At 38.2% G+C, this 21,148-nt stretch carries 16 protein-coding genes and 1 pseudogene; 15 read left to right on the forward strand and 2 right to left on the reverse strand.

Annotation, left to right across the window (positions count from 1 at the left end):
* The first annotated feature begins 11 nt into the window (after positions 1–11).
* From ASG81_RS12915 to ASG81_RS12945, 7 genes are all read left to right on the forward strand, one after another.
* Positions 12–1,535 (forward strand): class I SAM-dependent DNA methyltransferase, encoded by a 1,524-nt coding sequence (locus tag ASG81_RS12915; RefSeq protein ID WP_056634479.1) that lies wholly within the window; start codon positions 12–14, stop codon positions 1,533–1,535.
* On the forward strand, positions 1,525–2,820 hold the full coding sequence (locus ASG81_RS12920) for a restriction endonuclease subunit S (RefSeq protein WP_056634482.1): 1,296 nt from the start codon (positions 1,525–1,527) through the stop codon (positions 2,818–2,820). The genes ASG81_RS12915 and ASG81_RS12920 overlap by 11 nt, the downstream gene beginning before the upstream one ends.
* Before the next feature lie 17 nt (positions 2,821–2,837).
* Complete coding sequence (locus ASG81_RS12925) at positions 2,838–5,975, forward strand: type I restriction endonuclease subunit R (RefSeq protein ID WP_056634485.1); 3,138 nt, start codon at positions 2,838–2,840, stop codon at positions 5,973–5,975.
* Between the two features lie 71 nt (positions 5,976–6,046).
* Positions 6,047–8,029: an AAA family ATPase gene (locus ASG81_RS12930; RefSeq protein ID WP_056634488.1), complete on the forward strand. Its 1,983-nt coding sequence runs from the start codon at positions 6,047–6,049 to the stop codon at positions 8,027–8,029.
* 26 nt (positions 8,030–8,055) lie between these two features.
* Positions 8,056–9,273: a hypothetical protein gene (locus tag ASG81_RS12935; protein ID WP_056634490.1), complete on the forward strand. Its 1,218-nt coding sequence runs from the start codon at positions 8,056–8,058 to the stop codon at positions 9,271–9,273.
* Between the two features lies 1 nt (position 9,274).
* Complete coding sequence (locus tag ASG81_RS12940; protein ID WP_056634493.1) at positions 9,275–10,396, forward strand: hypothetical protein; 1,122 nt, start codon at positions 9,275–9,277, stop codon at positions 10,394–10,396.
* Between the two features lie 297 nt (positions 10,397–10,693).
* On the forward strand, positions 10,694–11,149 hold the full coding sequence (locus ASG81_RS12945; protein WP_056634496.1) for a recombinase family protein: 456 nt from the start codon (positions 10,694–10,696) through the stop codon (positions 11,147–11,149).
* Between the two features lie 448 nt (positions 11,150–11,597).
* Here the strand turns inward: ASG81_RS12945 and ASG81_RS12950 are convergent, their stop codons facing one another.
* Positions 11,598–12,746, reverse strand: coding sequence for a S8 family peptidase (locus ASG81_RS12950; protein ID WP_235548855.1), 1,149 nt, complete (start codon positions 12,744–12,746; stop codon positions 11,598–11,600).
* Positions 12,747–13,412: 666 nt separating this feature from the next.
* On the opposite strand from ASG81_RS12950, the gene ASG81_RS12955 reads away from it, so the two are divergent.
* From ASG81_RS12955 to ASG81_RS12980, 7 genes and pseudogenes are all read left to right on the forward strand, one after another.
* Positions 13,413–13,796, forward strand: coding sequence for a S8 family serine peptidase (locus ASG81_RS12955; protein WP_056634499.1), 384 nt, complete (start codon positions 13,413–13,415; stop codon positions 13,794–13,796).
* A 57-nt stretch (positions 13,797–13,853) separates the two neighbouring features.
* Complete coding sequence (locus ASG81_RS12960; RefSeq protein WP_056634502.1) at positions 13,854–14,483, forward strand: hypothetical protein; 630 nt, start codon at positions 13,854–13,856, stop codon at positions 14,481–14,483.
* A gap of 262 nt (positions 14,484–14,745) precedes the next feature.
* A complete protein-coding gene (locus ASG81_RS12965) occupies positions 14,746–15,522 on the forward strand; it encodes a hypothetical protein (RefSeq protein ID WP_056634506.1) in 777 nt (258 codons plus the stop codon).
* 37 nt (positions 15,523–15,559) lie between these two features.
* Positions 15,560–15,682, forward strand: a pseudogene (locus ASG81_RS32765) (IS3 family transposase); the annotation flags it as partial.
* An 800-nt stretch (positions 15,683–16,482) separates the two neighbouring features.
* Positions 16,483–17,331 (forward strand): copper amine oxidase N-terminal domain-containing protein, encoded by an 849-nt coding sequence (locus ASG81_RS12970; protein ID WP_056634509.1) that lies wholly within the window; start codon positions 16,483–16,485, stop codon positions 17,329–17,331.
* Positions 17,332–17,597: 266 nt separating this feature from the next.
* Positions 17,598–18,185, forward strand: coding sequence for a CDP-diacylglycerol--glycerol-3-phosphate 3-phosphatidyltransferase (gene pgsA, locus ASG81_RS12975; protein ID WP_056634512.1), 588 nt, complete (start codon positions 17,598–17,600; stop codon positions 18,183–18,185).
* Between the two features lie 164 nt (positions 18,186–18,349).
* Entirely contained in the window at positions 18,350–18,697 is a 348-nt protein-coding gene (locus ASG81_RS12980; protein WP_056634515.1) for a HEAT repeat domain-containing protein, read from the forward strand.
* A 608-nt stretch (positions 18,698–19,305) separates the two neighbouring features.
* On the opposite strand, the gene ASG81_RS12985 is transcribed toward ASG81_RS12980, so the two are convergent.
* Positions 19,306–19,926, reverse strand: a complete 621-nt coding sequence (locus ASG81_RS12985; protein WP_056634518.1) for a hypothetical protein — start codon at positions 19,924–19,926, stop codon at positions 19,306–19,308.
* A gap of 499 nt (positions 19,927–20,425) precedes the next feature.
* Between ASG81_RS12985 and ASG81_RS12990 the strand changes: the two genes are divergently transcribed.
* Complete coding sequence (locus ASG81_RS12990) at positions 20,426–20,911, forward strand: GNAT family N-acetyltransferase (protein WP_056634520.1); 486 nt, start codon at positions 20,426–20,428, stop codon at positions 20,909–20,911.
* Positions 20,912–21,148: the final 237 nt, after the last annotated feature.

A 21,148-nucleotide genomic window follows, 5' to 3' on the forward strand; every position in this document is an offset into this window, starting at 1 on the left:
AATTGAGGAGAATGGCAACAGCAAACCTGGGGTTTGAAGAAAAATTATGGAGCATGGCAGATAAGCTGCGCGGCAGCATGGACGCCGCGGAATATAAGCACGTGGCGTTGGGGTTGCTCTTTCTTAAATACGTATCGGATGCTTTTGAAGAAAAACACAAGGCGCTACAAGATGAACCTTATGCAGATCCTGAAGATCGGGACGAATACGTTGCGGCGAATATCTTTTGGGTACCGAAGGATGCACGTTGGAGCAACATTAAGAAAAACGCAAAGAAACCGGAAATCGGTCAAATAATTGATCAAGCGATGATCGATATCGAGAAAGAAAACCCGTCGCTCAAAGGTGTACTGCCGAAGGACTACGCCAGACCGGCTCTGGATAAAACGAGACTCGGCGAAGTCATTGACTTGTTCTCTTTTAAAGTTGGTGATGCAGATAGTCGTTCCAAAGACGTGCTCGGCCGGGTGTATGAATACTTCCTAAGTAAGTTTGCCAGCGCGGAGGGCAAGAACGGCGGCGAGTTCTACACCCCGAACAGTGTTGTCCGGTTGCTAGTAGAGATGATCGAACCTTTCAAAGGCCGGGTCTATGACCCTTGCTGCGGCTCGGGCGGGATGTTCGTTCAGAGTGAGAAGTTTGTAGAAGAGCATCAAGGTAGGCTTGGCGATATCGCGGTATACGGCCAAGAATCTAATCCGACGACATGGAAGCTGTGCAAAATGAACTTGGCGATCCGTGGTCTGGACAGCAATCTGGGTGAGCACCATGCAGATACGTTTCATAATGATCTTCACAAGAACCTAAAGGCGGATTATATTCTGGCTAATCCCCCATTCAATATCAGTGATTGGGGCGGCGCTAGAATTACAGACGATACTCGTTGGGAGTATGGAATTCCTCCTGCCGGGAATGCCAACTATGCATGGATCCAGCACATGGTGAACAAGCTTGCTCCGAGTGGTGTGGCAGGCTTCGTATTGGCCAATGGGTCGATGTCCACGAGTACAACGGCTGAATTCGAGATTCGCAGCAAGATAGTCAATGCCGATTTGGTGGATTGCATTGTCACGTTGCCGGGGCAGTTGTTCTATTCAACGCAAATTCCAGTTTGCCTTTGGTTTATGGCCAAGAACAAAACACCTAAAGGGCTACGTGATCGTCGAGGAGAAATATTATTTATTGATGCCCGCAAAATGGGGCATATGGTGGACAGGTCACATCGCGAGTTAAGTTCCGAAGATATCAAAAAAATCTCGGATACGTATCATGCATGGCGGTGTCAAAATGAAGCCCAAACGTATGAGGATGTAAAAGGCTTTTGTAAAGCGGTAAAGCTTACAGAGGTACAAGAACATGAATATATCTTGACACCAGGTCGTTATGTTGGATTTGAAGATGCCGCAGAAGACAGTGAACCGTTTGAAGATAAAATGGTTAGGCTGACAGCAGAGTTGGCTGAACAATTTGCTAAGTCACGGCATCTAGAAGATGAAATTCGTAAGAAGCTTGGGGGAATCGGATTTGAGTTTTAATCAAAATAATGAAATTATTTTAGATCATATAGCTGATTTTCAAAAAGGCTATGCATTCAAATCAGCTGATTTTCAAAAGAGTGGAAGAAAAATAATTAAAGTGTCAAACTTAACTTTGGACTCGATTGAAAATGAAAGTTGTGTATGTATTGATGAATCAAAGGCTGATCAATATAAGCGATATGAATTATTAGAAAACGATATTATTATTACGACTGTAGGTTCATGGCCAACTAACCCATCATCGGTTGTGGGAAAGGTTGTAAGAGTACCGAGTGTTCTGAATAACTCATTGTTGAATCAAAACGCTGTTAGAGTAAGGGCTAAGAATGGCATAGATCAGAACTACTTATTCTATCTTCTTAAATCCGTTTTTTTTAAAGAATATATTATCGGTACTGCTCAAGGAAGTGCAAACCAAGCGAGTATTACACAAAATGATATAAAATCTTTTAAATATCTAATTCATAGTTCAATGCATCAACAGGCAGTCGGAGAAATGCTTCGATTGTTGGATAAAAAAATTGAACTCAACAACGCCATCAACAAAAACCTTGAAGAAATGACCCAAGCCCTCTTTAGACGGTGGTTTGTGGATTTTGAGTTTCCTAATGAATACGGAGAACCGTATAAGGTTAGCGGTGGTGAGTTTGAAGACAGTGATTTGGGATTGATTCCTAGTGGTTGGAGAGTTCAAATTTTGTCGGAGGTGACACAAATTGTTGATTGCCTACATACTAAAAAACCAAAAGACATAACCAAAGGTAGAACACTTCTTCAGGTATGGAACATAAAAGATAATGGTTGCTTGGATACAACTAAGAAATACTTGATTAGCGAGGAAGACTATAAATTATGGACTAGTAGAATTGAAGTAAAGGAGGGTGACTGCGTCATAACAAACGTAGGACGTGTAGGTGCCGTTGCACAAATACCAGCTGGTGAAACGTTCGCAATTGGAAGAAATATGACTGCAGTTCGTCCGGAACAAATCCCTCCTACTTTCTTACTTGAATATCTATTAAGTGATGTTATGAAGCAAGAGATTAATCAAAAAGTCGATAGTGGGACCATACTAGATAGTTTAAATGTAAAAGGTATCATGAAGCTAAGAATAATTATACCCCCAAAGGAGGTATTACAGCTTTTTGAAAATCTGACAAGACCCGTTAGGTATCTGATAGAAGTCAATACGGATGAAAATATTAAATTAGCTCAGATACGTGATTCCCTAATCACTAAACTCATGTCTAGTGGAATCCGAGTACCGCTTGAACAATCCTAAATAAAGGCGGTGAATTCATGGCTCTAAATACCAGATCTTATACGGAAAACGACCTAGAACAGGCAACGTTGGAATGGTTCGAAGAACTGAACTATGATAAAGCTTATGGCCCGGAAATCTCGCCAGAGGGTGAATATCCCGAAAGGCAGTATTATCAAGATGTCATCCTTAAAGATCGCCTTCGGAAGGCTTTGATTCGCATCAACAAGCAAACACCGCGGGAAGCCATCGAGGAAGCAATCCGCATTATCGAAATGCCGCGCAGTCCCAGTCTCATGATTAACAACAAGGCATTTCAGAAAATGATTACCGATGGTATTGATGTACAATATCAAAAGGCTACCGGTGAGTATCCAACTGAAAAGGTTTGGCTATTCGATACCCACCCCAACCAAATTGAAAACAATGACTTTTTGGTCGTAAATCAATTCACTGTTATCGAGAATCAAGTCGATAAGCGACCTGATGTTGTGGTCTTTGTCAACGGCCTTCCTATTGCGGTCTTGGAGTTAAAGAGTGCCTCCAACGAAGAAGTGGGAATTAGTGAAGCGTATAATCAGTTCCAGACTTACAAAAAGGCGATCTCCTCCCTGTTCAACTACAATTCCTTTTTGGTCATCAGTGATGGTGTTAATGCCCGTGTTGGAACCTTGACGGCAGATGAAGAACGGTTCATGATGTGGCGGACGATCGATGGTGAAGATGTGGCCTCCTCCTCCCTTCCTCAGCTTGAAGTGTTGATCAAAGGGATGTTCGAGAAAAGCAGGCTACTAGATATCATCAAGCATTTTGTGTTGTTTCAGACAGACGGAGAGAATCTCTTCAAAATTTTAGCCGGTTATCACCAGTATCACGCCACCAACAAGGCGATAGCCTGTACGGAAAGAGCGACGATGGAGGAAGGTGATCGGAAGATCGGTGTCATATGGCATACACAAGGCTCCGGTAAAAGCCTGTCCATGGTCTTCTATGCGGGAAAGCTGGTGCTGACGCTTGATAATCCAACGATTGTTGTCGTGACAGACCGTAACGATCTGGATGATCAACTATACGCTACGTTCAGTAAGTCGAAAGACTTGCTCCGCCAAACCCCTCAACATGCCGAGAATCGTACACACTTACAACAGTTGTTGGCGGTGGAGTCGGGCGGGATTATTTTCACGACGGTTCATAAGTTCTCACCGGAAGAAGGCGACTCCAAGTATCCTGTACTAACTGATCGTCGGAATGTAATCGTCATCGCGGACGAAGCACATCGCAGTCAATATGGCTTTCAGGCAGAGATGGTTGCATCGGACGATGAGGCAAACATTAAGTATGGTTATGCGAAATATATGCGTGATGCTTTACCGAATGCATCCTACATCGGATATACAGGAACTCCGGTTGAATTAACCGATAAGAATACGCCTGCTGTCTTCGGTGATTATATCGATGTTTATGACATGACTCGAGCTGTGGAGGATGGAACAACCGTAAAGATATACTATGAAAGCCGCATTGCGCGGTTGGAGTTGTCGGACACGGAGCGACCTATAATCGATAATGAATACGAAGAAATTACAGAGTATCAAGAGTATACGCAGCAAGAAAAGCTGAAGTCAAGATGGGCGCGGCTCGAAGCATTGGCTGGTTCGGAGAAACGGATCAAACAAGTTGCAAAGGATATGGTAAATCACTACGAGCAACGTCAAGGTGCTATGTCTGGTAAAGCCATGATTGTTGTTATGTCGCGTCGTATTGCTATTGATTTGTATAAAGAAATTATCGAGCTTCGCCCTGATTGGCACAGTGATGACGACAACGAGGGTAAAATCAAAATCGTCATGACAGGAAGTTCCAGCGATCCAGCGGAATGGCAGCCTTATATTGGGACGAAGCGCCGCAGGGAGCATTTGGCTAAACGGATGAAAGACATGATTGATCCGCTTGAGATCGTAATTGTTCGTGACATGTGGTTGACGGGGTTTGACGTGCCGAGTATGAACACGATGTACATTGATAAACCCATGAAGGGACACAATCTCATGCAGGCGATTGCCCGAGTGAATCGGGTGTTTCGTGACAAGCCAGGCGGACTAATCGTGGACTATATTGGAATTGCGGACATGTTGAAAGCGGCACTCCAACGATACACGGAAAATGATCGTAAGACTGCGGGAATCGATACGGATCTAGCAGTCGACTTTATGCTAGAAAAACTTCAGCTGATTCGAGAACTGCTACACGGACACGACTTTACTAGATTTGCTTCAGAGAAAGCTTCTGAGCGGATGAAAGCGATCGTTGAAACTGTGGACTATATACTTGGACTCGGAGATCAAGGAAAACGTAATTTTGTGAATTGGACAACGGAGTTGGCGAAAGCGTATGCTCTATGCGCAACTACAGAAGCTGCAGAACAAGTTAACTTGGAAATTAGCTTCTTAAAGGCTGTTAAATCGGGGATCGTCAAATTAATTACAACGGAAAACAAGAAGAAAACGACCAATGAACTGGACGCTGAGTTAAATCAACTGATCTCCAGATCGATTATGTCCGACGAAGTTATTGATATTCTCGAAGCGGTCGGGTTGCAAAAACCGAACATCGCGATCCTTTCAAATGAATTTCTGGAGCATGTGCGTGGACTGAAACAGAAGAATCTTGCGGTGGAGTTACTGAAAAGGTTGCTTCAGGGTAAGGTGAAGGCTGTTTCACGTACCAGTATTGTGCAATCCAAGAAATTCTCTGAGATGCTCGAAGAAGCTGTTCGCAAGTACAATAACCGTACAATAGAAACGACGCAGGTCATTGAAGAACTTATCCAGATGGCGAAAGAGATGAACGCTGCTGTTAAGCGCGGCGAAGATCTTGGACTTATCAAGGAAGAAGTAGCCTTCTATGATGCACTTGCCTCTAACGAAGCTGCAAAGGAATTGATGGGTGATCTGGTTCTAAAACAAATTGCTCACGAACTAACTCAGGCTATTAAGAACAATATAAAGGTGGATTGGACGCTACGGGAGAATGTTCGAGCCCAAATGCGGATTACTGTCAAACGGCTTTTGAAAAAGTATGGATATCCACCAGACCTAGAAAAAATGGCGATTGATCTCATAATCCAGCAAGCTGAACTGATTGCTCAGGCAGAGACAGAAGAATTTAAATACTAACAGACAACAGGCGTAGCTAAAATTGGTTTTATTTAGCTGCGCCTAATTTTATACCCAAAGGGGAATGTAAAATGTTACTATCCAATGCCCAAGTTCATGTATTTAAATCTATAGATGACAGTGGAGAAGTAACTATTGATCCCAAAGTCACTATACTTGTAGGACAAAACGAGTCTGGAAAGACCGCATTTTTACAAGCTCTTCACAAATCTGCTTCTGTTGAGTCAACCGTAAAGTTCAATATTACTGAGGATTATCCTCGTAAAAGCTTGAATGCATACGAGAAGGAACATACGGTGAACCCTGCTGTAGTCTCTGAATTGACTTATACGCTAAATGACGCCGAAATTCAAGATATTAATTCAGATTTGGGTTTCAAGTTAATCAATGACCTCTCTTTTACAATAAAGTATAAGTATAATGAAAACTATACTGTTTCCATGTTCATACCTGAAAAACTATACGTGAGTGAATTAGTGAAAAAATCAAAATTAACAACAGAGACAAGGGAATCTGTTAGTAAATCTGAAACAGTACGTTTCCTACTAAATAGTCTTCAAGATCTTGATCTAAACAGTGAAGAACAGGAGTTTTTTGACACTTTAAAGGAAAGGTTTACTGAAAATGATAAATGGAATAGCTTACTTAACCAATACATTTGGACAAAACATTTAGAGCCTCAAATTCCTCAATTTCTCTACTTTGACGACTACAGAGTGTTATCGGGGAAGATTAATCTTCCTGAATTGCAAAGAAAGGTTGAAGCGAGTAAGAATGATCTAAATATTCTTAAGGATGAAGATAAGACGGCTCTTAGTTTGTTAAAGATGGCGGGTGTTGAATTATCTGATCTTAATAACTCTGCAGGGTATGAAAATATTAAGGCTAAACTAGAATCAATATCAAACTCTATTACCGATAAGGTATTTGAATATTGGAGGCAAAATCAAGAACTTGACGTTGAATTTGATATTCGTCAAGATCCAAATGATCAAGCACCTTACAACAGCGGAAATAACTTATACATTAGAATTAAGAATCGTAGGCATCGTGTAACAGTTCCTTTTAATCAAAGAAGTAAGGGGTTCATTTGGTTTTTTAGTTTTATAGTTTGGTTTGATAGTATTAAGGAACAAATGAAAACAAAGAAGGATCTTATTTTACTTCTTGATGAACCAGGGTTAAGTTTGCATGCACTTGCTCAGGCTGATTTCCTTTATTATATAGATGCTTTAACGAAGAATCATCAAATCATATATACTACACATTCACCATTCATGGTTCCTAATGATCGATTACATCAAGTTCGCATGGTAGAAGACAAGCAAAAAGATGGAACAAAAGTAACAAGTAATATTTCGTCTTCTGATCCAAAAACATTATTTCCTCTTCAAGCCGCCTTGGGCTATACTATTGCTCAGAACTTATTTATTTCCAAGAAAAATTTACTAGTAGAGGGACCAGCTGATCTTGTATATTTGAAATATTTTTCTACATTCCTCGAGTCAAAGAACAAAACTTACTTGTCATCTGAGATAACTATCATTCCTGCAGGTGGATTGGATAAATTAGTAACTTTTATTGCTTTATTGGGTGCAAATGATTTAGATATTACTGTTCTACATGATTATAGTAGTAAGCCGGATGTCCGGCTCGAGTCTTTAGTAAAGGGAAAAATAATTGGAAGCAAGTATATCTTAAATTATGCAAGTTTTAGAGATGAGAAGTCTAAAAGTTCGTCTTTGCAAAGTAGCGACGTAGAAGACATGTTGTCACCAAAATTGTATCTCACCTTGTTTAATTCTGCGTACTGTAAAGAATTAAATGGAGTTGAGATTATCGAAGCTGATTTACCAGAGGGTGAGAGAATAGTCGACAGGTTAAATAGGTACTTGAAAACCAAATCGATTATGTTAAGACCAAGTGGGGGGTTTAACCATTATCTTGTTGCAAATCATTTAGCAGTAAAACCACCAGTCTCAAGTAAAGTTGATTCTAAAACAATAGAACGTTTTCAGCAGTTGTTTGGAAAAGTTAATGAATTGCTATCTTAATTTACAGAGAATGGAGATTGTTTATTTTGGCTATTACAGTGCTTGATCGAGAATATGATGGAAGAACTAACTGCATATCAATAATTACTAAGATTAAATTAAAAGACTATGCACAGATTGTTAAGAAGGCCTTTGAAAATAATGGTAATATTGAAGGGCAAAGAGGGGTTATTTCGCGTTCCTCATCTGCTGTTAGAATTCGAGATAGGATGAATAAAGATTTTATAGCGGGCGCAATTTTCCCTCCAGTTGTACTGGGTTTAATGACTGAAACGGATAAATACGAAGAACTTAGGGGATTAGAGAAAGAAGGGTTAGCGGACAAATTATTAGAGTTTATCGCTGAAAAAGAGTATAGTAATGTATCAATTGTCGATGGAATGCAGAGAAGTAATGTATATTTGAATCATATTAAAGGCAATGAGGACAGAGAGATCAGAGTTGAGATATGGGTGTCGCCAAATGTTGTTAAATTATTATATAGAATGTTGATTCTAAATACGGGACAAGTACCTTGGAATGTAAGGAGACAAATTGAAGTTGTTTACAGCCCACTCGTAAACACGTTGGAAGCGAAACTGTTTGAGGAATACCCTGAGTTAAATGGAAATGTAAATCTATTTGATGTTAACAGCAATGGAAAGAGAACTGCAGCTGGCGAGTACCATAAGAACCAAATAGTTGAACTTTATCTTTCCTTTAACCTTAGGACAGAGAAAGTAGATGTACAGACGCAGCTTGCGGAGGATTTTCATAAAATAGATATGGTTGAGAGTTTAGAAAAAGAAGATGGATTTGATGTCTTTATAAGAGTATTTGCAAATCTGTGCAAACTAGATTTAACATTTGGTGAATTTTTAGAATTGACTGAAGTGAAAGGCAGGTTTTTTGACGGCAAAGGTTTCTTCTCAAGTCATCCTGCGAGAGTTGGGTTTATCGTAGCAGCTACTCAATTAATAATAGGTAAAATTATGCGCGATAAGGAAAAACCTGAGAGGGATAAAGCAATTGTATTATTCGAAGAAAATTGTCTGAGGTTAATACAAAAAATAGATTCTTTATCTGGAGACCCCGAGGCCCTCAAAAGATTTTTTGCATTTGATTATTTGGATGAATATTTGATGACTCTTCCGAAGTCAAAAGTTGGAGATGTTGAGAGGAAGGGATTTACAAATTGTATGACTGAAATACTCGCTGAAAAGGACGAGTATGTAAGCTTAGAGCCATATTGGAGAGCATTTTAGTATGAATAGAAATGCTATTGAATCAATTCGAAATATATTTGACTTACTTTATGAGCAAATCGGGGAAGAGGAAAGAGTGCGAGTAATAAATAGAGAAAGACGACTTTCTCCGCATCCAAAGTATCCAAGAGAAAATATCGATGCTTTTATAAGGTGCAAAATTACTAATGTTATCTATTTGCAAAGCACTACAATTGTCGGTATTAATTACCATAATAATTCATTTGTATTGATTGCAGGACATAACGTTCCGGACACAAGTTTTGCAAAAGGAATTGGTAGAAAGATTACTTCTATTGATGAGGAAATAGTTGAAGGGTTATCATTAGCTGTTGTCTCGGAGAGATATTTAAAGATAAAGCGATTAGAGGGTGTGGATTTTCAACTTATAGATCAAATATTCGGGCTCAATGATGGTAGATATTCATTTGAACAGATCAAATATTTCATCGAAGAATATGAGATTTGGGAAGTCGATCCAGATATATACGATATAGAAAACAAAGATCATCTCATTCGTATATATGCATGTCTCGTTATCGATGGAAAAATAAATAATTTAAAAAGTGATATTGTATTGGGACTTAGTGACTCATGTTTAATGGAAGTGAAGAAACTTATTGAAAACATAAACAGTGTATTCATTGTTGAAGTTTTATTAAGAGCTCTAACATCAAATCATTGGGAGCATAGTTTTTTAGAGTTTTATAGATGTTTAGAGAAAGTATTTACGGTATATTACATCGATCTCCTTAAGAATGGCCTAGGGGTAGATACTCCGAAAATCGAACAAGGATTAAATCAAATTGGGTTTAGATATGCTGAAAGCACGATTATTAATAAATTATTTCAATTAATTGAAACTAATTTTCCAGCTGTTGAAAGTATTATTGGAACGCTCGGAGTTTTGGACGAACAAATGGAAGTTGAGCAAGTTAAGGAGAATGCTGCAAAAAAATATTATGAATTGAGGTGTCGAATAGCGCATCTTAAGTACAGACATAACCATGTTAATCTTACTGATGTTCAATGGAATACAATAATTGAGAATTCATGCCTAATTATTGGCGAAATATATGACAGATTTTCCTCTTGTCTAAATGATCTTGTAGATGTTTCTTGACTTGAGATTCAGTCTAAAACTTTATCTTCACTGAATAAAAGCGCCATAACATCATTATGTCATCCTGAACTTCTATGAACAAGCCCAATACCAATTAATTATGGTGTTGGGTTTGTTCGTATTTTGTAATGATATGCACTGCGCCGACTGTCTATATAACGATCGTTTTTTAGACTTTTTATACCTTAGCTTAAAATGCCCCAAAATGATCATTGTTTTAGTCTATTAAATCGTCTATTATTCAAGGTGTATTAAATACACTAATCGAAGGTTTAATAGACAAAAGGGGAGTGGGAAATGACTAAAGTTGGGTATGCACGTGTTTCGACTGCCGATCAGACCATGGATTTACAAATCGATTCTTTAAAGGCATCCGGATGTAAACGTATTTTCGAGGAAAAGGTCTCCGGGAAGAAAAGTGATCGACCTGAGTTAGCACGCTGCTTGGAGTACTTGCGTTCCGGGGATACATTAGTCATCTGGAAATTGGATCGCCTTGGTCGGACGACTAAGCAGTTAATCGAGCTTTCGCATGATCTTAAGGAAAGAGGAATTAGTCTGCAGATCATCACACTGGGAGTAGATACCAGCACGCCGGCAGGCAAGCTTTTTTTTTTGCTATTATGGTTGGCTTGGCTGCGACTAGGAAAGTGTTACGATAGTTTTTGGGATAGACACGGAGTTGTGGGCCTGCGCCAGTTTTATGAAAAATTGTCTTCTCGGGTCATCCAAACGGCCATTCTCGAAAGATAAAGGCATGAGGGTAGAGCTCTATCCTTCATTTCCGCTTTGCTCCAATCAAGGCTAACGTAGCAGGGCAGGGCATCATGCCTCCGATACTCTCCGGCAGCATGCCCATAGGCAGGAGCACCGGTGGCATTCGCGTTCATCGGCCGCCGCAGGCTGCTCCGCTCCTGGTCGCTTTCAACCGCTGCATCCGTAGCGCATAACCTACTTGATTACGCGACAGAATTGCATTTAGGTGATGCTCGATCAAGATAGCGAAATCGAAATCTTAGATGATCTACTATTTACAGCTTGGGAATAGAGACTGCCACCGAGCTGTTTTTCTCGTTCCAAAAGGCAAACACCAGGATTTTATCCTGGTGTTTGTGATTAGTTCGGAGAATGTAACGAGCTGTATCCGCAGCTCCATTGAACAATTGTTTTTTAAATCTCACTTAACAAATTCCATCCTAAATTAATTTACTGTTAAAGCAGTTTTTGCATTATTTACAGCTTTATATGCGTTAACTAATCCATTCCCATAATAGAAGGTATCTCCTAACACTGTAGCAGATTCATTTAATATTTTTCGTATCTGGAAATTGGATAATTCGGGGTTAACTTCCCATACTAGTGCTGCAACTCCTGTAACATGCGAAGATGCCATTGAAGTTCCACTATCATAACCATACCCACCGGGAACTGTACTTAGAATACTCATTCCTGGAGCCATTAATTCTAGCTCTTTTCCGACACTGGAAAATGTCGCTCTGCTGTTCTGCTGATCTACAGCGCCTACGGCAATAACTGAGTTATATTTAGCAGGGTATTGAATTGTCCCCCTTTTATCATAACCACTATTGCCAGCTGCAGCTAAAAGAAGAATACCCGAATTATATGCATGATCTATAGCCTTTTGTAAGGTACGAGATGCAGTACTACCACCAATACTCATATTAATAATATCCATATGATTTGATATGGACCACTCTATGCCTGACACTACATCACTGTAACTCCCATTTCGATATTGATCTATTGCCTTAATTGCATAAAGATTTACTTGAGGGGAGACACCAATTACTCCAGACATATTATTAACGGCAGCGATTGTACCAGCTACATGAGTCCCATGTCCATTATCGTCCATATAACTCGAGGTTCCTTCAACAAAGGAAACGCCACCTTTAACTTGAAGATCTTCATGATTGTAATCAATTCCTGTATCTATAACCCCAACATTTATTCCTGTACCAGTGACCCCTAATTGCTGAGCATCGATTCCGTTTACATCTAAAATTCCCCACGGTGTCTCTTGACCAATGGCCTGAACCATTCCATCTTCTTCTATATACTCGATATTAGGATTATTTGAAAGAGCTTGAGCCGCAGCGTCTGATAGTTTAGCCACTATAAGAGGCATGTATTTATAATGCCTTTTAATTTCTCCTCCATGTGCCTTTACTATATTAGTATCTACGTTTGAGTTAAACGCAACAAAGTAACTCTTTTTGTGAGCAGCTGTACTGTGCTGAGCTTTGTATCCTGCTGCAGAGCTAGTTGTTGAGATGAGAGTAAGTATAACAATAATTGTTGAGAATATGGATACCAATACTCTTTTCAAATTTATCTCTCCCTAAATTATATTAGATTCCTTATAAGCAATAATTCCATTTAAATCAATAATAAATAAACTAATTAATAAAAAAAGATTAAGAAGTAATTTTAAACATTTAAATTATCTCCCCCTAAATTAATCTGTAATAACAGCATATAGTTTAACACATATATCTGGTAATAAAGAGATAATATTTTAGACATAAAACGTCATTATCTCTTATATACATCGATTTAAAATAGTCAGATATAACTATATACATTAATTAAATTCAGGTTATAAAAGATATTAGTGTAATTTAATGGACAATATGCACTATTTATTAATATTAGTACAGATGTTACTCTAAGTTTCTGCCAGCAAAACGCCGATTTACAACGTTTAGAAGTTTTGAACACAAAAATTGCAGCTGCACTAATTACATTGTTCGGCTTATGCCCGTTACGCGATGGCTGCTACAAACCAGAGTCCAGAAGCAAGACGTACTCCATCCGGATCATCGCCGAGAACTTCAAAGAGGGGTAGGGCCAGCAGAACGCGAAAATCGTACGTTAGCAATTGTGTTGCATACTGATTCGACCATTACACGCAAAATTGTGTTGCATCACGGCATCAAATCGGTTGCAAATGGGTAATGTTACGCAACACAATTGACTTTATAGTGCTGGAATATTGTTAGTAGCATCAGCAGGTAATAACGGATATAGTCCTACCTCTAACATCGGATATCCAGCAGCTTTTGAAAATGTAATTGCAGTAGGAGCTATTGACCAACTCAATAAAAGGTATGTGTTATCGAGTGTTGGATATGATTTAGAACTGGTCGCACCAGGGGTCGATATTTTAAGCACTGCCATTGGCGGCTATAGAACTAGTAGCGGGACATCTATGGCTTCCGCTTATGCAACTGGCGCTGCGGCAATAATATGGTCTGCCGATATTCAAATGGATAATTTAGAAATTCGAACTAAATTGAGAAACTCAGCTAGAAATTTAGGAGATACATATTCCTATGGTAATGGTTTGATTAGCGTCAAAGACGCCCTGCAGTATTGAACCTTGTTGTAAAGAGTAGGCGCCGACTCTTTATATATAAAACTTGGAGGTCTATTCATGAAAAAGATTTTGACAGTAGCAAGTGGGCTTTTACTTTCATTAAGCATCAGCACGTCAGTTTTTGCTACAGAAGATGTATTTCACAATTACGCTCCACAAGAGGTTACAATTAATGACCAGCTTTATATTGACAACATCCCAGTGCTTTCAGAAAAAGATATTAAAAAACTGGATAACATCCAAAAGGAAAATTCAGGTAAAGAAAAAACAACAAAAGATGATGTTACGGTACAAGGTTGGAACTCATGGACTCAGACTGGTAGCTCTTATTATTATACAGGGCATGATTGGCATCGTATGAATTTCTATGGAACGGTTCCTACTTCGGTAGTTTTGGAAACCTCATCATTTACAAATGCATCAATAACTGGTTCGGCAGAATACAATTTCGCAACAGTGGCGCAGGCTTCGATGTCTATAACCATTGGTAAGGAGTGGGGTAAAAAAGTTACTTATACAGTAGTCCCACAGAAATACTATTCGTATGAATTAAAAAGCGCTAACAAAGTCTTACAAAGAAATTATGAATATACTCATGATGGTTTGTTTTCCAACCCAATCTATTATGCATCAAGCCATGATAGTGCAGGTGTAGAGCAATGGTTTTGGGGTAACCCGAACACTTAAGTTGTAAATTAGTGAATAGCGTTGCTAGCTAATTATAGTAGCAACGCTATTAAATTATTAAGTAAGTTTCTAAGTTGCAACTCAGTTTAGAATAAAAGCTATAATAGTGAAGTATCATAAACTTCAAAGAAAAATGTTTGTCATTGCCTGTTAGCGATATGGGCGGATTGAACTTGATGATCTATATATTTTGCGGGAATATGTATTTGTGTCCTTTATCAAGCCAAGTAATAATATAGTAGATGATATAAGGAGATTTAATATGGATATAAAGAAAAGCCTTATTTTGTTACTGGTTGTTATTAGTTTAGTCGGCTGCATAAACAATACTACAGTAGTAAAAGAAAACGAAGCTGTTAAGAAGATAGATTCTAAATCAATAAATTACGAAGAAGTTAGTAAAATGCTGGAACACGAGATTAATTATTTATTTTATCACGAGCCGTTGCAGCAGTTCACCATTTATTTTCCTTTTCAAATAGAAAAGATAGGGATTCAACAGGCCTTTCTTTATTTAAATGAAAAGCTAGTAACCAAAAACATCGAAATATTATCATTTCATAATAATAAATTAACATTCCAAATAGGTGAATTTGTTCCTGAATTCAATATTATGCAAGTTATATTAGAAAGCGGTGAAATACTTCGTCTTTATACTGGGACACATTATTTAGAAGAATGGAAAATGCCCTTAAATAAGCCGGATATGGAAAGTCATGTAATAAACGCACATAGTTTCATCAATCAAATGCTTGAATATACCAGTGATATTACTCTTGATAGGTTAAATGACTTAGAAATTAAGGTGCTACTTCCAACATTATTTGTTGAACAATTAAAAATTAAACAGCCAGAGATCGATAGAAGCGGTAATACATTTAAATATATGGTTAAAATACCCAAAGAATATTTGCAAGTTAATAAAATTACAAATATTACCTTTGAGGCTATATGGTTTCAAGAAAAAACTAATCAGGGAAAGTATTTTTTAATTAAAGAATCTGTCCCTGTTAATTTCAAAGATGGTACTAAAACTTAGAACAAATTTAAAAACACGACAGATTTATAGAATGTGTGATCAAGGGAGCCATTTTACGAGTCTACAGTACATTGATTTGCTGAAGGAGAACAACGTTCGCATTAGTATGGATGGTAAAGGTCGTGCAACCGATAATATTGCCATCGAACGGTTTTGGCGCTGCTTCATGTCTAAGGACACAAAAGCGGGGACATAACTGGACGCAAAAAAAGCTTGAGGAATCAAGCTTTTTTTGTTTTTATGTCAGGACTTTTTTGTCGTTGCGAAACGCACAAATGTAGGGACATTGTACTTAAACGACATAAATCAGGAGACATTGTCTACATACCTGTACCTATAGCTATGTCGGTGGGAGGCATCGACCCCTCGGCGTGCTTAACTAATGCACGGCTGTCGGGACGACAAGAACATTAAAAGTCGCTAAAATAGCGGCTTTTTTCATTTATGGGATAAGTTCTTGTCATTGGAACGGTGTGTGTGACCATGTCGGAAGTCAAGAACATGGGCCCATTAAAAGTCGCGTAACTCGCGACTTTTTTGATTAATGGGATCCAGTTCATATCATTAAGTAATGTCAAGAACTTGATCCCATTCCCGACTGGGAAATGATGCACAATATCATCCTTTCTAAAACAAACGTGCTGCCGTAATATTCATGAGTAAGTACTGTCTAGAAAAAATAATGTATTAGACTGACGATGCGTCCGCTAACGGACAGCATAGTTTTTGAATATCCTTTAGAGTGTATTGTTTATCAATAACTTTCTAGCTTTGTGAAGGTGTCACATTTCGATACGCTTTGTTACGCTAACGGGTACGATAACTCCATGACGACAGGCTGCCGGCATCGGCAGCCTGCTCAACTATCGGGCAGGAAAGCGCAACAAATTTAATCCAGTTGCGTCTTAATATGGGGAAAGTTACTGTTCACCAAATTAAACCAAAAAGGAGCCATCATTTATGAAAAAAGCATTCTTTGGGGTTTTTCTTGCAATCTTTCTATTTATTTCATCGTCAACTACTTATGCAGCAGAAATTCAAATAAAAGTTGACGGTTTTGCTATTGCATCTGATGTGAAGCCCGAAATTAAGAACAATCGTACAATGGTGCCTCTACGTGTTATTAGTGAAAATTTGGGAGCTAATGTCGATTGGTCGAATTCCAAAGTTACTCTCACAAAAAGCAATATGAAAGTAATATTAAATCTGAACAGCAGTACAGCGGAGAAGAACGGTAAAAAGATACTTCTTGATGTAAAACCATACATAAAAAATAATCGCATAATCGTTCCACTTCGCTTTATCGCAGAGACGTTTGGATGCAATGTCAATTACAGCAAATTTACAGTAACTGTCGATACAAAGCCATTGGTCATAGATGCTGTACAAGTAAAAGCATTACAACACGAATACCATATGACTATGGGCGGCATAGTACAGCAAATTAATGGGAACGCATATAACGAAACAATTTATAATATTTTTGTAGAAAACAAAGGTAGAAAGGTAGAAGCTCCTGCTAACTACTCTTGGAATCTGAATCTTGACATACCTGGGTCTTATTATAAACATGGACAATACGATTTTGTAGACCACAAAGGGAACAGCATGGTACGTTTTGATATTTATACTCTAAATCGTTCTTTTCCAGCTGAAACTTTATCAGGATACCCAGAGGTTTTGATATATGACGCTTCTGAAGATGAATGGTATTTGTTTAGCAATACGGCATTACAATCCATTAATGTGTTAATTGATACCGCCTCAAAGAACGGTTTTCTGACGATTATCAGTAATACAGTTGCATAAAGTAAAAGTGAATTTTTCTCTTATTGCACTAATTTGCTCCTTCAGCTCCACTTTGCGCGAAGGTTAAAATTGATCTGCAGACGACCGAGGAATAATTTATTCCGAGTATCAGCAAAGGTGCAAGCGAAAGCGATTAAGCTAACGGATACGATAGTTGAACCCCGAGAGGGCTGCTGCGTGGTAGCCCTTCAGAATAGAGTAATAATCTCTCACTCATTGTACCAGTATATGGTACAATGAGTGAGATGCTGTGAAGGAGGAAATCCATGAATTTAGCGAATAAAATTACCATTGCAAGAATATTGTTAATCCCCATTTTTATTCTATTCTTCCCCATATATCCGGATTGGCTAATCTACAAATCTGTTATCATACAGCATGTAGATTCCTATGGAATTTATTATGCCTCAGCAGTATTTATACTTGCCTCAGCCACTGATAAATTAGATGGACATATTGCAAGAAAATACAATCAGATAACGAACCTTGGAAAGCTGTTGGATCCATTAGCGGATAAATTGCTGATTTCAGCAGCGTTGATCTTAATGGTAAGCCAGCATTTAATATACTCCTGGATCGCTTTTGCTATTATAGCAAGGGAAATCATAATTACTGGAATTAGAATTGTGGCCTCTTCTCAAAAAATTGCTTTACAAGCTGATCAATATGGAAAAATAAAGATGGTATTTCAAGTTGTTGCAATTTCAGCAGTTTTGTTAAATAACGGCCCTTTCAGCTTCATCACAGAAATTCCTATCGATCAAATACTTATGTACATTGCATTAATCTTGACTATCTTTTCTGGCTACAACTACATAAAGAATAACTATCACACGCTAAAACTTGATTCTTAATCCAGTAGTGATTACGTTACGGGTACGATAGCATAATAAAGACACTGAGGCAGCCGGTCCGAACGAACGGCTGCCTTTTCCACGCTAACGGGCAGGTTAACTTAGCGGGTAGTGGTATACTTTAATTTAAAGAACAGTTATTTGAAATGAAAGTGGGTCCCCAAATGGAAAATGGAAAATACGAAGAAATTCAGAAATACGATAAAGATTTTGCAATTCAGGAATTGAAATTAGGAGACGACAAAAGGATCATAAATGCTTTGCTTGGACTTGCTCTTAATGAACAAGATTGGATGTGGGTACAAGACATTTGTATACAATTTAGCAATCATAGTAATTACAATGTAAGAGGAATAGCTATACTTTGCTTTGGCCATCTGGCACGAATACATGGACAATTAGAAACTGAAAAAGTTTTACCCATTGTAAAAAAGGCACTTAATGATACTAATGATTTTGTAAGAGGTCAGGCTAATAGTGCATTAGATGATATTCAATTTTTTTCAAAATAAACAAAATCGATGTGGTGCATACACTACTTTATTACGCTAACGGGTACGATAGTGGAGCAAGCTGCCGCGGTGCAAAACGTGCCTTTTCAATTTACGATACGAATCACCGTAATGTATCTAAGCACAAAGTGCAGTTTGACCACAAAATATACATCAGTTTATAAGACAAAACCACTCCTGACAATGGAGTGGTTTCTTTAATAGAACTTCTCTTTTATTGATGCTTCCTTCTGATTTTYATACCGATTAAAAATACTATAGCTAATACAACCRCAATGCCCCCAACGAAAATTTCCATATCATAATCCTTATTTGAAATCYGCTTCATCTCGCCTTCAAGGTTTACCTGCTTATCAACTTCCTGTCCCTCACCTATCAGCTTCAAATCTTCTCCTGCATTTGATAATTCCGCAGTACGACTGCAATAACTTGTATATAACTCACCGTTATCGGTCTTATATACATAAACAAGATATGACTTACCTTCTTCAAAGACGAACCCGCAATGTATCTAAGCACAAAGTGCAGTTTGACCACAAAATATACATCAGTTTATAAGACAAAACCACTCCTGACAATGGAGTGGTTTCTTTAATAGAACTTCTCTTTTATTGATGCTTCCTTCTGATTTTYATACCGATTAAAAATACTATAGCTAATACAACCGCAATGCCCCCAACGAAAATTTCCATATCATAATCCTTATTTGAAATCYGCTTCATCTCGCCTTCAAGGTTTACCTGCTTATCAACTTCCTGTCCCTCACCTATCAGCTTCAAATCTTCTCCTGCATTTGATAATTCCGCAGTACGACTGCAATAACTTGTATATAACTCACCGTTATCRGTCTTATAYACATAAACAAGATATGACTTACCTTCTTCAAAGACGAACCCRCAAGACATATCATGTCCMAAGTCATAAACGATAATTTGCGATTGCTTTACGCCCTTCCATGCCCTATCAACWYCAAACAAGTTAGCATCCCTGTACTCGATTGCCCCGACAACACCTTGTTGCTTYCGTTCTTGCTTAACCTTTATCACTTTCCCTACGAAAACCGCTTCTGCTTTTTCTAATGCGGTWTTAGGGTCTGGGTTGTTAGCACAAGAACAAGCGTAAGCCTTATTTGGTAAAATTACCMCAAAACTGCTAATCACAAGTATTACTGACAGYAATACAAATAAATATTTTCTCATACCATCACCTACATTATTTGATTCGTTCATAATCTAAACGTCCCTTTAGTGTACATTGTTTCACAGTTTTTAATGTAATAAATGGAAAATTAATAGTCGGTCGCTGGAAGTGCCTTGACGTGTATATCGATATGATGAGAAAAAGCAATGCTATACTGGTTTCATTGATGACCAGTCAATGCTTAAAGCTGAAAAAGCCGCCGAGCAATTTAATAAGCAGTAAGCTATAGTTGGATATGTGTTGCACTAACGGGTACGATAGCTTAATAAAGACACTGAGGCAGCCGGCCCGAACGAACGGCTGCCTTTTCCACGCTAACGGGCAGATTAGCTCAACAGAAATCTAAAAGGTTATACGAAGTTTCTCACGAATATTTATGAGTGTTAGTCCTTTTCGGCGAGAGGAAAATTCAAAGTATTTAGTGCTTACTAACGTAGTTCACAAATAGAAGTTATTAGATAGCTTCGAATAAATTAAAAACTATCTCAATGGAACAAATAAAACCGTAATAATTAAGGAAGTGGTCATTTGGAAGTAACTATTGTTAAGATTGAAGAAAATGGTTTGGGTTCTTTGAACAATCTTGTAGAACTGGCAGCTTATGATCTGTCTGAACTAAGTGGTAACGATATCAATGAGAATGGTTTATTTGTAACGAATTTTGATTCAAGAAATTGGTACGAAGATGATAACTTCCACCTGTATTTTATTAGAGTGGATGGGACGCTAGCAGGCTTTGTAATTATAAGAATGATTCTTGAAGAAAACATAGTATATTTGAATCATTTTTTTATACTTAGGAAATTTAGAAGACAGAATATCGGTAAAAAAGCAGCTACTGAGGTATTCAATTTATTTGCAGGTAATTGGAGAGTAAGCCAATTCGATTGGAATATCCCTGCACAAATTTTTTGGAGGAAAATTATTAATGAATACACAAACGATAATTTTACAGAAATTAGAAGGAAAGATAATAAAGGACCATCACAAGAATTTATTAACTCTATTCTGTAAATGAATTTAAGGATGGGAGCAACATCTGAACTTAACATATTCCTTCTGCGGTGGTCTATGCCTCTTGATCTACCCGAGGCATTGCGTGGAGTTGTATTGGACAGATAAGCCTGGGGTGCTAGGGAGGGGCAGAACTACTTGTTTCGTTAAACTAACGGGTACGTTAGCGTAATACCGGGGGAATATAAATATGAAGTTCAATCGCTTGACAGGACAAACCGACATAAATATACTTAG

This window comes from Paenibacillus sp. Soil522, assembly GCF_001428245.1.
Classification (GTDB): domain Bacteria; phylum Bacillota; class Bacilli; order Paenibacillales; family Paenibacillaceae; genus Pristimantibacillus.

Excerpts from the sequence above, each read along its gene's own strand:
- ASG81_RS12980 (WP_056634515.1), top strand. The coding sequence starts at position 18,350 with ATGGAAAATGGAAAATACGAAGAAATTCAGAAATACGATAAAGATTTT.
- ASG81_RS12970 (WP_056634509.1), top strand. The coding sequence starts at position 16,483 with ATGAAAAAAGCATTCTTTGGGGTTTTTCTTGCAATCTTTCTATTTATT.
- ASG81_RS12960 (WP_056634502.1), top strand. The coding sequence starts at position 13,854 with ATGAAAAAGATTTTGACAGTAGCAAGTGGGCTTTTACTTTCATTAAGC.
- ASG81_RS12940 (WP_056634493.1), top strand. The coding sequence starts at position 9,275 with ATGAATAGAAATGCTATTGAATCAATTCGAAATATATTTGACTTACTT.
- ASG81_RS12965 (WP_056634506.1), top strand. The coding sequence starts at position 14,746 with ATGGATATAAAGAAAAGCCTTATTTTGTTACTGGTTGTTATTAGTTTA.
- ASG81_RS12925 (WP_056634485.1), top strand. The coding sequence starts at position 2,838 with ATGGCTCTAAATACCAGATCTTATACGGAAAACGACCTAGAACAGGCA.
- ASG81_RS12915 (WP_056634479.1), top strand. The coding sequence starts at position 12 with ATGGCAACAGCAAACCTGGGGTTTGAAGAAAAATTATGGAGCATGGCA.
- pgsA (WP_056634512.1), top strand. The coding sequence starts at position 17,598 with ATGAATTTAGCGAATAAAATTACCATTGCAAGAATATTGTTAATCCCC.
- ASG81_RS12945 (WP_056634496.1), top strand. The coding sequence starts at position 10,694 with ATGACTAAAGTTGGGTATGCACGTGTTTCGACTGCCGATCAGACCATG.
- ASG81_RS12930 (WP_056634488.1), top strand. The coding sequence starts at position 6,047 with ATGTTACTATCCAATGCCCAAGTTCATGTATTTAAATCTATAGATGAC.